The sequence below is a fragment of the Bilophila sp. T19-St14 genome, assembly GCF_059728385.1.
Genome location: NZ_BAAGFT010000001.1, coordinates 488,730 through 500,557, shown reverse-complemented (window position 1 = coordinate 500,557; position 11,828 = coordinate 488,730). Strand labels below are relative to the sequence as shown.

Genomic DNA, 11,828 nt, shown 5'->3' with positions numbered 1-11,828 from the left:
CCCTCCCTTCTCCATACATATTCTTCCAACGCTAACAAAGCTCTAGGCTTCAACTTCCTCGCCGTTCAGTTCCGCGCGGAACTTGCGAGACAGACGGAACACGACCACCTTGCGGGGAGGGAGCGTAATGGTCTCATCCGTTTGAGGATTGCGGCCCTTGCGCGCTTCCTTATCATAAGCCTCGAATTTCCCGAATCCGCTCACCAAGAGGGCATCATCCTTCTTGATGGCCTGCTTCATCAGACTCAGCAGAATTTCCACCGTGTTCTTCACATCAGCGCGGTTTCTATCGGTCTTCTCATAAATGGCTTCTACAATGTCCGCTTTGGTCAGTGCTCTGTTCATAGTTCCTCCATACTTCCCAAAATGTTCGAGCATCCAGAGCATTCCACAAGTATCGTTTCCTCCGCGAGACATTCCGTCGCAATGCCCTTTGACGAAAGGCCCCTCTTGAGGAGAACTGGAGACTCTTCGTTGCTGCCGACTCCCAAATATGTTTTTCTCAACACCCTGTGTCAGCCTGTTGTCACTCTTATCAGACCCCACACAGTTTTTTGTAAAGAAAAACAGGCGAAACCACTTTTCCCGATCCGTTTCGGATACATCTTCCCCCAAAGACGCACTATCGCTCGAAACGAGGTTCGCCTGCCCCTAAGTATACTCTTTATTTATCTATAGTTCAAGAAGATTGCATGCCTACAGCGGAAGAATATGCCTCTTTTCTGTTCATGCTTGAAATTATCGGTTATAATTTTCCTCGGATAGCGCCAGCAAGGGCAGCCATCTCCTGCACATCTTGATATGCCCCCTGCGGCCACGCCATATGGCCGTCATCAGCAAACCGGGGAATGAGGTGCCAATGCACGTGCGGAACTTGCTGGCCCGCAGCGGGGTAGTTATTCTGAACGACATTCAGGCCTTTTGCACCCGTCGCCTCCATAACGGCAGTACCTACCTGCTTCATAGCGGCCAATAGCGTTTGGCCTATATCATCCGGCATATCGAACAGTGTTTCCATATGTGCTTTGGGAACAAGCAATGTATGCCCTTTATTGACTGGGCTGATATCCAAAAAAGCTATCAGCTCTTCGGATTCAAAGACGGATGTGCAAGGTATCTCCCCATGTACGATTTTACAAAAAATACAATCTTCATGTTGTGATACAGGCATAACAGCTCCTTTTTTTGCCTCGGGCTCAAGCTCTACGGTGACTGTGGGATAGCCTTTAAACAAAACACAGTGTACAAATCGATAAGCGCCAAGGTACATTAACACTTATCGTCTAATACCACACAAATCAACAGGTATGAAAAAAATCTCTTCCACGGGACGTTCGGTGCGCGAATGCTTTTTTCCTATTGGCAATCCCGGTGCATCAGCCCCACGACAGCGTCCCGCCATCGTCCCTTTCTTTTTACCTTTTGCAGGCTGTCCACATCGTTGCCTCTTTTGCGCTCAAGACAAGCAGACGGGACACTCTCAACGCTCCGACTCCCTACCATACCCGCAAGCCCTTGCCAATCTTTTGTCTGAATTGGAGAGACACCCTATGGAACAGGCGATCTCTCGTCCCATCGAGTTGGCCTTCTACGGCGGCACATTCACCGCTCTCCCCGAGAGCCTTCAGATGGAATGTCTGACTTTGGCCATGCAGGCCAAAGAAAAAAATATCGTATGCCGAGTTCGGTGCTCGACGCGCCCTGATGCGCTTTGCCCGGATCGGTTAGAGGCATTGCGCCATGCGGGACTGGATCTCGTTGAACTGGGGATACAGTCATTTCATACGGAAGCATTAGCGGCGGTACAGCGTGGCTACAGCGGCGATACGGCACGGGAAGGCTGCCGCTTAATCAAGGAAAGCGGCCTCGAACTTGGCATCCAACTGCTCCCCGGCATGCCCGGTTCCACTCCACAACGCTTCTCTGAAGATGTGGAAGAGGCCCTTGCGCTTTCTCCTTCCTGTTTACGCTTTTACCCCTGCCTCGTCGTAGACGGTACGCCCCTGGCGACACGCTGGAGGATGGGCCAATACGCTCCTTGGGAACTAGACACGACGATAACCACCCTTGGAAAAGCTCTTGCCTCAGCATGGGCCCGGAGAATCCCCGTCATCCGGTTAAGCCTCGCCCCAGAGCGTGAATTGGATGAATCCATACTGGCAGGGCCCCGTCATCCGGCTCTCGGCAATATCATCCAAAGTGAAGCGCTGTTTGAAACAGTTCGCTCACACTTCGCGTTGAATGCCTTCCTGCCGCCGGACGAGCTTTTCTTCCCCAAATATTGCCAAGGATTTTTCTTCGGCTATAAAGGGAGCCTGCTCCCCCGCTGGGAGAAACTCGGTATCCGGCCATCATCCATACAATGGGTTGAGGGCGAATATGCCTTGTTGCGCTGGGACAATCCCCCTGAGGAAGTATCATTATAGAACCAGACCTTATTTATGGGCTTTTCTTTTAGGAAAAGGCTGTGCCATAGAAAATGGCCGATACTTTTTTCCTTGAAATTCCAAAGGAATAACCAACAAAGTGCCTTAACCATGTATTCCACCAAGGGGAGAAATGGATAACAAGGCTGTATTTTCACCGTGCTGCTGTGGAGATGAAACGACCACATACTCTGACAGAGCCTAGGCTGTGTCGTCATTCTACATGCAACTATTTGTAGTTATTAAATCAATCTTTTTACAACTTAAAGATAATTAATTTTTTCAACAGATTATATAATTGACGACACGACCCAGGAAAAATACCTGCGAAACGGCCTCTCCCGGATCTTGCCTTGTGCTGTAGGTCTGTTATCATTCTTTGCTTGTGTTGCTGAGGGTTGGCTTTTTCTTTTTTCAACTGACGGGCCAACATGCCGTCGGCTCTGTTTGCCGGAGGCCATACGAGACAACCTTTCACAACGTCTTTGCCGTTTTTTCTTTGTTTAAGAAAAGTTCCATTCCGTACCGGGCAACCATCATATATGCTGACTCAGCTCTCCGATGCTTCCCCGATAGGGATATTCCCGGAATCCGGAGTTCCTGTTCCACCTTTTCACTTTTGGACATCACATGACTGAACAAATACAAGAGGCTAAGGCCAACCCGGCTGCTCAGAAAGCCAAAGCCAAGTCTCATCCTTCCGGCTCCATCCAGACTTCTTCTGAAATCATCTCCGTCGATGAGCCCGAAAACGCCCTCCCGGAAGTCTCCCTCGCCGATCTGCCTCAATTGCTTCAGACCGCCTGTGCCAAGGCCGGTTGGAACAGCCTTATGCCCGTGCAGTCCCGTGCTCTCCCCTATCTGCTCGAAGGGCGGGATCTTATGGTTCAGTCCCGTACGGGCAGCGGCAAGACGGGAACGTATCTGCTTCCGCTCATGGCCCGCCTGAACCCAGCCATGCCCGCCGTACAAGCGCTCATTCTCGTCCCGACCCGTGAGCTTGCCGTTCAGGTGGAGCAGGAAGCCAAAACCCTTTTCAAAGGGAGCGGCTTTACCGTGGCCGCCGTCTATGGCGGAGTCGGTTACGGCAAGCAGATGGACGCGCTCCGTCAGGGGGTCAGCGTTGTTGTGGGGACGCCCGGCCGTGTGCTTGACCATCTCCTTCGGCGCACGCTTAGCCTTGATCATATTTCCGCTCTGATTTTTGATGAAGCCGACCGTATGCTTTCCATCGGCTTCTATCCGGATATGAAGGAAATACAGCGGTATCTGCCCAAAACATCCATCCATGCGATGCTGTTCTCAGCTACGTATCCGCCCCATGTGCTCAAGCTGGCGGGGGAATTCCTGACCGATCCCCAAATGCTTTCCCTGTCCACGACACAAATCCATGTAGCTGAAGTCCAGCATCTCTATTGTGAATGTAAGGGCATGGAAAAGGATCGCACCCTGATCAAGATCCTGGAAGTCGAAAACCCGGCCTCCGCCATCATTTTCTGCAACACCAAAGCTACGGTGCACTTCGTGACCGCCGTCTTGCAAGGCTTTGGATTCAACGCCGACGAGCTGTCCGCCGACCTGTCCCAAAGCCGCCGCGAAGACGTCCTTTCCCGGCTGCGCAAAGGCAGCATTCGGTTCCTCGTCGCCACGGACGTGGCCGCACGTGGCATTGACATTCCCGAACTCTCCCATGTGTTTCTCTATGAGCCGCCGGATGACAGGGAATCCTACATCCACAGAGCAGGACGTACCGGACGCGCTGGAGCCGCCGGTGTGGTCATTTCCCTCGTCGACATCATGGAAAAAATGGAACTCCAGCGGATCGCTAAGTATTTCAAGGTACCGCTCGCCCAGCACATGGCCCCTACGGATGAAGAAGTCGCCCACGCTGTTGGTATGCGGGTCACGGCCCTTCTTGAAGCCCGTTTCCGACAGCTCAACGGGTTGGAACGTGAACGCATGAAGCGTTTTGAGCCGCTGGTGCAAAGCCTCGCGGAAGATCCGGAACAACGGCATTTGTTGACGCTGCTTCTCGATGACAGTTACCAGAAGAGCCTTAATCCTACGACATTCCTTCCTGCGGGCACGCCGCGTAAGGACTCGGAGGGTACGGCGCGGCCCCCCAAGTCCCATACTGGCGGCGGACGGCGTGGTCCACGGGAAAACGAGCCTCGCCGGGAAGGGAGTCGACGCAAAGGCCAGCCCTTCTCTAAGGAAGACAAGAAGGAAGGCAAGCGTGAAGGCGGTCGCGGCTTTAAAGGACGCAAACGTTCTTCCAACAAATCTTCTGACTGATTCCGGAGCGGATTGTGTCAATAGTCTCTCAAGACTCTCTGCCCGATATGACGGAAGAGGTGCTGGGAAACTTCTCCGCCATACTGGAAAGTATGGATTTTGCTCAGGAGCTTGAGCTCCTGGGCATACGGAAGCTGCATTTTCGCCAGAGAAAACGGGCTATCCGGGAACTGCGCGCCATGGGCATCGGCCTCTGGCGTCTTGGGTTGAAGCGTTCATTCCCCTCCGATGGCGAGTTCCTCTTTGAACGCTTTATGCTTGGGCTATACGAACAGGCGCATACCAATAAAGAACGGGAACAGGCCAACGCCTTCGATCTTCTTGTACGATCGTATATCGACAAATTCGGGGAACGCGGCGATACGGACTTTACAGCCGTAAGCGGGCATATCATTTCCCTCTTCCGACGCAAGCCGGGAGACACCGCGGCACAGAGGCTTAAATTGGCCCTGCTCATGCGAAATACCTATACCGATATCTTTCACCATCTTATCTGAACAACTGCGTCTACACATCGCGCCCTGAAGGGGAGTCCGTCATGCGTGTCATCATCATTACCTCGTCCAGCAACCGCAGCGGCGGTACACGCCAAGCAGTTTATCAAGCCCAAGGGTTGAGCGAACGGGGCCATGATGTGGCGCTCTGCCTCCCCCATGACTCGATGCTCTGGGAATTGCCCAATGCGGCATCCAATCCCCTCTGGCATACGTTGCCGGAAGATCCGGCACAGCACCGTGCTTATATGGAAAGTCTCTTCCCCTCGCCGGATACGCCGACCATCGTTCATGCCTTTCACAATAAAGCTGTAAAACGCGTCGCATGGTGGGGCCTGTTTTGGCGGAAACGGAAGCTGGCCTGTGTCGCGCATCGCGGCGTCATATACCGCCCGGGCAACCCCCTCCCCTACCTTTCGCCCTCGATGAAGGCCTTCCTCCCCAATTCGGAAGCCTGTGCCAAGGCAATCAGCTGGTGTTGCCCCAAACACAAAATCCACGTCATCCCGAACGGCATTCCCGATGCCCGCGTGATTCCCACGCGCTCCGCTTCCGCCGTAAAACAGGAACTGGACATCCCTGAACACGCCCTTATCTTTACCTATGTAGGAAATAACAATCCTGCCAAGGGGATAGAACCGCTTCTAAAGGCTTTTTCCGCCGCACGCCTTGACGCATATCTGGTCATGGTGGGAGCCAACCCCGATCTCTGGTTTCCTCTCTGCGATACGTTGGGAATCCGAAAAAAAGTCCGCCTTATACGGCAGACCGAATGCGTCAGCGATTACCTCCAGATAGGCGATGCGTTTGTCTTTCCTTCAAAAAATATGGACTCGGCTCCCAATACGCTTCTTGAGGCTATCCGTATGGGGTTGCCTATAGTGGCGACGACAGTGGGTGGAGTTCCGGAAATAGCTCAAAATAATGGGCTGCTCGTCCCACCGGATGATACGGAAGCCTTAGCGCGAGCTTTGCAGGAAATGGCTGCTGCCCCTGAACGCCGTAAACTGTGGGGAGCCAACAGCGCCCGCAGAGGGCAAAGCTACTCCGTCGAAGCGCGATGTATCGAATTGGAAAAAATATATTATTCCGTCCTGTAATCTGCTCTCGGAGCAAAAGGAAACATCATGAATCTGTTGCAGAGCATCGGAAAAACGCCGTTGATACGGCTCACCAAGTTGACTGAAGGCCTTGATGCGGAGATTCTGGTCAAAGTCGAATCCCGCAATCCGGGCGGCTCCATCAAAGACCGTGCCGCCCTTCGTATGATTCAGGGGGCTATCGAGAAAGGCATCCTCAAGCCAAACGGAACCATTGTCGAACCGACCAGCGGAAACACCGGCATCGGCTTGGCGGTCGTGTCCGCCTGCATGGGGTTCAAGCTTATCCTGACGATGCCGGAATCCATGAGTGACGAACGCAAAGCCCTGCTCCGTGGTTTTGGGGCGGAACTCATTCTCACCCCCGCCGCGAAGGGCATGGGAGGGGCCGTTGAGGAAGCCCAACGGCTGGCCGCCACGAAAGGCTATGTACTTCTGGATCAGTTCTCCAATCCGGATAATGCGGAAGCGCACTACCGCACGACGGGGCCGGAAATTCTCGCAGATGCAGGAACGGTAGATGCCTTTATCGCGGGCGTAGGTACAGGCGGAACCATCACGGGGACAGGGCGCTACCTGCGCAAACACCTTCCCTCAGTGGGGCTGTTCGCTGTCGAGCCTGCGGAATCAGCCGTCCTTTCGGGCAATCCCGCGGGGCCGCATCTCATTCAAGGCATTGGCGCCGGTTTCGTTCCTACGTTGTTGGATCGTTCTCTGTTGACTGAAGTGCTGCCTATCCCTAGTCTGGAAGCCATTAAAATGGCTCGGCGCGTCATGACGGAAGAAGGCATTTCCTGCGGTATTTCGTCCGGCGCCAACGTCGCGGCCGCGCTTCTTCTGGCGAACAGACCGGAATGGAAAGGAAAGCGCCTTGTGACGGTTCTGCCCGACACCGGCGAACGTTATCTCTCAACCCAACTTTTCAAAGCGTAACTGCTGACAGCCCCAAAAATCACACAAAACAAAAAGGACGGCTCGTTGAAACGCCGTCCTTTTTGTTTATGGCTCTGTCATAGTATATGGTTGTTTCACCTCCACAACACAGTGAAAATGCAGACTTTTTCTCAAGATTTTCCCTTGGTGGAATCCATAGCCAAGGCATTTTGCCGGTTATTCCTTTGGAACTTCAAGGAAAAAAGCATCAACCATTTTCTAGGACACAGCCTTGTTTATCTATCACATTCGCTTATCCGCTAAAATCTGCTGAGTCCAATAAGATCGTTACAGGCCCCCAATTCGTGAGGGAAACGTCCATATCCGCAGCGAACACGCCCTGCTGAACCCGTCCCGGCAGTCTGGATCGCACATCTTCCACAAATTGCTGAAACAACGGTTCCGCCACGTCCGGAGGGGCCGACAGGTGGAATGAAGGGCGACGTCCCTTTCGGGAGTCCGCGTACAGCGTGAACTGGGAAACCAGAATGATTTCCCCGCCAGCCTCCTCTATCCCTCTGTTCATCTTTCCCTCGTCGTCAGGAAAAATGCGGAGCCCCACCATCTTTTCGATCAGCGTATTCCAGAGTTTGCCGCCGCGCAAAGCAAGCGTATCCTCCGGGCCAAAACCAACGAGGACAACCAAGCCCTTGCCAATAGTTGCCACATCTTGACCTTCAATGGTGACTTTTCCCTCACGAACCCGCTGAAGAAGCAACCTCATACGTTTCCGTCCGTCTTTTCGGAGCTACCCTGTTTTGTTTCCTTTTCTTCGGTTTCAACCTGTTTCGGAGCGGAACCTTCTTCCTTCAGCGCATCCTCAGGGACAAGCTGCTCTTTATTCTGTTCCGCATCACTCTTGTGCAGTTCTTCTTCCCGCAGAATACGCCGCAAAACTTTACCTACCATCGTCTTCGGCAGTTCCTCGCGGAACTCGATCAAGCGAGGCACCTTGAACGAAGCCAGTTTCTGGCGACAGAAAGCCACGACTTCCGGTACGGTCAGGTTCTCCCCTTCCTTCGGGACGATATACGCCTTGACCGTCTCACCACGGGAACGGTGATTGACGCCTATGGTAACAGCTTCCCGAATTTTGGGGTGCGTATGAAGGACTTCATCGATTTCACGAGGATAAACATTATACCCTCCAACGATGATCAAATCTTTCTTACGGTCGACAATATAAAAATAGCCTTCTTCATCCATGTACGCGATATCACCGGTGTACAACCAGCCGTCGCGGATGGTTCGGGCGGTTTCTTCCGGGCGCTTCCAATAGCCCTTCATAACCTGCGGCCCCTTGACGACCAGTTCCCCAATCTCGTTGTGCGCCAAAACCTTTTCACCGTTTTCCGTATCGACAATCCGGGCGAGGGTTCCGGGAACCGGCACACCTATGGAACCCGGTTTCTGCTTCCCGAACACGGGGTTGGCATGGGTAACGGGCGAAGCCTCCGTCAGCCCAAAGCCTTCCGTGATGGGCGTACCCGTCACTTCTTCAAATTTTTTCAGCCACTCTACAGGCATGGGGGCTGACCCCGAAATACAGAATACGATATGATGCAGATCGTAGTGGGCCAAATTTTTTTGCTGCAACAGGGAAATATAGACGGAAGGAGCGCCAATGAATGCCGTAAACTGATACTTTTTGAATGCCTCCAGCATGTCGGCAGGAACATACCGCGGCATGGGAACCACTCGTGCGGCCATCCTTGCGGGCAACAACAATGTAATCGTCAAACCGAACACGTGGAACAAAGGCAATAGGGCCAGAAACACATGCTCCTTTTCCGGGGGCTGCTGAATGATCGCCATCAGCTGGGTAAGGTTGGCCAACAGGTTTGCATGGGTCAGCATGGCCCCCTTGGAAAGCCCCGTAGTGCCTCCCGTATATTGCAACAAGGCAATGGTCTCGTGAGCATCCGTCACTTCCACGCTCAGGCGCTCGGTTGTTTTGAAAAGGTCTTTCCATGCTACGACCTTTTTTCCGTCAAAGGGAACGGGAACCCATGTACCCTGCCGCCGGGCTGAAAACGGCTGCAGCCAGCTCAAGGGGAATTTCAACGCATCACGGACACGCGTCACATAGCAGACGTCCAATTCGAGCTGTTCCCGCAGCGCCGCGATCTTGGGCCAAAAAATATCAAGAGTGATGAGATGTTTTGCGCCGGAATCCTTGATCTGATGCGTCAGCTCGGATTCCATATAAAGAGGGTTGGTCATGACGGCGACGGCTCCGGCCTTCATGACGCCCCAAAATGCTATGAATGTCTGGGGAAGGTTCGGGAGCATGATGGAAACACGATCTCCCGGCCTAATCCCGCGCCGCCGAAGCGAAGCGGCAAGTTTTTCAGCTAATTCTTTCAGTTCCTTGTAGGAAATATGCGTATTTTGAAAGACGATGGCTTCACGCTGTCCGTATGCTTCCGCCGCAGTATCGAGGATATTTTGCAGCCCCCCCTCGGGGATGACTATGTCATGCGGCACACCTTTGTCGTAAGAAGAAAACCAAGGACAGTCCATACCCTGCTGAAGGTCGCTCATAACGGCTCACGATGCGAAAAAGGTTAGAAATACCCCCGGAAAGGGTCCGTATTGCTTGTTACACCAACATACGAACTTTTACAAGGACGACATGGAACTTCCATTCAGCCCAACGGGTTATCTGTTATTTTTAGTGTATTTGTTTGGATTTTAAATTTTACATAATATAAAGCATTATGCGTCTCTATTGTTACGAAGTCCCATAACGACGGCGACGGCCTTTATTCCCAGCCGTTCCCCTGTAAAACCAAGCCCCTCCTCCGTCGTCGCCTTCACATTCACCGCTCCCATGTCCAATCCGAGCAACCGCGCTATATTCCGCCGGATAGCCTCCCTATACGGACTAACTTTAGGAACCTGGGCAATGACAGTCAGATCCACATGGGTAATCTGTACATTGGCCTTATGGACATGCTCCAGAACAGTGTCCAGCAAGACAGCCGAATTGGCATTGTCGAATGCAGGATCGGAATCAGGAAAGAAGGTTCCGATATCCCCCGCTCCGATGCAGCCGAGCAAGGCATCCATCAGCGCATGCAGCAAAACATCCCCATCAGAATGGGCCAGCACGTCTGGCGAACCGGCAATGGGCACCCCCCCCAACCGCATGGGCCGGGCAGGTTGTTTCGTCTCACTGCCACCGGCATACTTATGGACATCATATCCATACCCGACACACGGGATACGCTCTCCTGCCATACGCAACATTTCCAAATCCTCAGGTGTCGTGATCTTTTTGTTCCCCACTTCTCCCTCCGCAACATGCACAGCGTGTCCGCACAATTCGAGCAAGCTGGCGTCGTCAGTGACAACCCAGCCTTCCTGCTCCGCACGCTGATGGGCAGCCCGTAGAAAAGCAAGGGAAAAACCTTGCGGGGTCTGAACCGCTCTCAAATGTTTCCGATCGGGCGTGGCAACAACCTTTCTATCTTCATCCATTACTTTAATAGTATCCACCACGGGAACGCCGGGGATACATGCCGCGATACGCTCCCCCGGAGTTTCGCCGTGCAGCCCGTCCAATATCCGATTGACCAAGGCTGGCGAAACAAACGGCCTTGCCGCGTCGTGGATCAGAACTTCCTCGCAATCATCCGGCAAAACGGACAAACCGTTTCGGACGGAATCTTGGCGTAACGCCCCGCCAGCCACAACTTTCCAAGGAAGCCCTAGGGAAGCATCCCTCATCAGGCCCGTAACACGTTCGTGTTCTTCATCAATGCACGCTTCCGGGAACACAAAAACAAGCCCCTCTACACGCGCACATCGTGAGAAGACAAGTGCCGATTCCCAATACAACGGGGCGCCTTTCCAGTCCAAAAACTGCTTGGCAAGCCCGCCCGTAGCCGAAGCCAACCGATTCCCCTGCCCTGCTGCAAGAAGAAGTGCCCACGCCATGACTAACCTCGTTTATATGCTGGATGCGAAAAAAGCCCCGGTGAAGTCTGCATATGCAAAAACCGTCACCGGAGCTTCAAATCGGGAGTCGGACTATAAGCCGGGTTCTGTACCACCCCCATCCTTGCGGATGGTATGGCGATTGTCATTCCTCTAGGAGCACAGTTACCTGTACCCTCAAGCAACCTACCCGGAAGCGTTGATCGGGCCAATCCGCTTCCCTATTTGGTCTTGCTTCGGACGGGGCTTGCCGAGCTCGTCACGTCACCGTGCCGACTGGTGGGCTCTTACCCCACCGTTTCACCCTTACCGCCCGAAGGCGGCGGTTTGCTTTCTGTGGCGCTCTCCGAGGATCGCTCCCCCTGGGCGTTACCCAGCGTCCTGCCCTGTGAAGCCCGGACTTTCCTCTCCGTCCGTCACGCCGAAACGCAATGGACGCGGCGACAATCCATCCGGCTCCCGAAAACTTAAGGCTATGTTATAGAAAATGGTTGATGCTTTTTTTACTTAAAGCTCCAAAGGGATAACCGACAAAATGCCTTATCCATAGATCCCGCCAAGGGGAAAACCAGAGAAAAAAGCTGTACTTTCACCGCACTGTGGAGATGAAACAACCACATACTATAACAGAGCCAAAC

The 11,828-nt window shown here is 53.2% G+C and carries 10 protein-coding genes and 1 other RNA gene; 5 read left to right on the top strand and 6 right to left on the bottom strand.

Features of this window, described 5'->3' with window-relative positions:
- Positions 1–42: 42 nt before the first annotated feature.
- Together AC6I1V_RS02285 and AC6I1V_RS02280 are read right to left on the bottom strand one after the other, a co-directional pair.
- Positions 43–345: an integration host factor subunit alpha gene (locus AC6I1V_RS02285; RefSeq protein ID WP_302552040.1), complete on the bottom strand. Its 303-nt coding sequence runs from the start codon at positions 343–345 to the stop codon at positions 43–45.
- 400 nt (positions 346–745) lie between these two features.
- On the bottom strand, positions 746–1,171 hold the full coding sequence (locus AC6I1V_RS02280) for an HIT family protein (RefSeq protein ID WP_486853945.1): 426 nt from the start codon (positions 1,169–1,171) through the stop codon (positions 746–748).
- A 166-nt stretch (positions 1,172–1,337) separates the two neighbouring features.
- On the opposite strand from AC6I1V_RS02280, the gene AC6I1V_RS02275 reads away from it, so the two are divergent.
- The 5 genes from AC6I1V_RS02275 to cysK all read left to right on the top strand — a co-directional run bounded on the left by AC6I1V_RS02275 (position 1,338) and on the right by cysK (position 7,248).
- Positions 1,338–2,426 (top strand): elongator complex protein 3, encoded by a 1,089-nt coding sequence (locus AC6I1V_RS02275; protein WP_486853956.1) that lies wholly within the window; start codon positions 1,338–1,340, stop codon positions 2,424–2,426.
- A gap of 630 nt (positions 2,427–3,056) precedes the next feature.
- Positions 3,057–4,721 carry a DEAD/DEAH box helicase gene (locus AC6I1V_RS02270; protein WP_486853944.1) on the top strand — a complete coding sequence of 555 codons (1,665 nt, stop codon included), beginning with the start codon at positions 3,057–3,059 and terminating at the stop codon, positions 4,719–4,721.
- 14 nt (positions 4,722–4,735) lie between these two features.
- Positions 4,736–5,218 (top strand): hypothetical protein, encoded by a 483-nt coding sequence (locus AC6I1V_RS02265; protein WP_308771019.1) that lies wholly within the window; start codon positions 4,736–4,738, stop codon positions 5,216–5,218.
- Positions 5,219–5,259: 41 nt separating this feature from the next.
- Positions 5,260–6,315 carry a glycosyltransferase family 4 protein gene (locus AC6I1V_RS02260; protein WP_486853943.1) on the top strand — a complete coding sequence of 352 codons (1,056 nt, stop codon included), beginning with the start codon at positions 5,260–5,262 and terminating at the stop codon, positions 6,313–6,315.
- Positions 6,316–6,342: 27 nt separating this feature from the next.
- Positions 6,343–7,248: a cysteine synthase A gene (cysK, locus tag AC6I1V_RS02255; RefSeq protein WP_486853942.1), complete on the top strand. Its 906-nt coding sequence runs from the start codon at positions 6,343–6,345 to the stop codon at positions 7,246–7,248.
- Between the two features lie 253 nt (positions 7,249–7,501).
- Here the strand turns inward: cysK and dtd are convergent, their stop codons facing one another.
- The 4 genes from dtd to rnpB form a co-directional block, all read right to left on the bottom strand.
- On the bottom strand, positions 7,502–7,972 hold the full coding sequence (gene dtd / locus AC6I1V_RS02250) for a D-aminoacyl-tRNA deacylase (RefSeq protein WP_486853941.1): 471 nt from the start codon (positions 7,970–7,972) through the stop codon (positions 7,502–7,504).
- On the bottom strand, positions 7,969–9,792 hold the full coding sequence (locus AC6I1V_RS02245) for a long-chain-fatty-acid--CoA ligase (RefSeq protein ID WP_486853940.1): 1,824 nt from the start codon (positions 9,790–9,792) through the stop codon (positions 7,969–7,971). The genes dtd and AC6I1V_RS02245 overlap by 4 nt, the downstream gene beginning before the upstream one ends.
- A 174-nt stretch (positions 9,793–9,966) precedes the next feature.
- Positions 9,967–11,190: a 2-C-methyl-D-erythritol 4-phosphate cytidylyltransferase gene (ispD, locus tag AC6I1V_RS02240; protein ID WP_486853939.1), complete on the bottom strand. Its 1,224-nt coding sequence runs from the start codon at positions 11,188–11,190 to the stop codon at positions 9,967–9,969.
- Between the two features lie 80 nt (positions 11,191–11,270).
- An RNA gene (gene rnpB / locus AC6I1V_RS02235) (RNase P RNA component class A) lies at positions 11,271–11,650 on the bottom strand.
- Between the last annotated feature and the right edge of the window lie 178 nt (positions 11,651–11,828).

Excerpts from the sequence above, each read along its gene's own strand:
- AC6I1V_RS02285 (WP_302552040.1), bottom strand. The coding sequence starts at position 345 with ATGAACAGAGCACTGACCAAAGCGGACATTGTAGAAGCCATTTATGAG.
- AC6I1V_RS02280 (WP_486853945.1), bottom strand. The coding sequence starts at position 1,171 with ATGCCTGTATCACAACATGAAGATTGTATTTTTTGTAAAATCGTACAT.
- AC6I1V_RS02270 (WP_486853944.1), top strand. The coding sequence starts at position 3,057 with ATGACTGAACAAATACAAGAGGCTAAGGCCAACCCGGCTGCTCAGAAA.
- AC6I1V_RS02260 (WP_486853943.1), top strand. The coding sequence starts at position 5,260 with ATGCGTGTCATCATCATTACCTCGTCCAGCAACCGCAGCGGCGGTACA.
- cysK (WP_486853942.1), top strand. The coding sequence starts at position 6,343 with ATGAATCTGTTGCAGAGCATCGGAAAAACGCCGTTGATACGGCTCACC.
- dtd (WP_486853941.1), bottom strand. The coding sequence starts at position 7,972 with ATGAGGTTGCTTCTTCAGCGGGTTCGTGAGGGAAAAGTCACCATTGAA.
- AC6I1V_RS02245 (WP_486853940.1), bottom strand. The coding sequence starts at position 9,792 with ATGAGCGACCTTCAGCAGGGTATGGACTGTCCTTGGTTTTCTTCTTAC.
- ispD (WP_486853939.1), bottom strand. The coding sequence starts at position 11,190 with ATGGCGTGGGCACTTCTTCTTGCAGCAGGGCAGGGGAATCGGTTGGCT.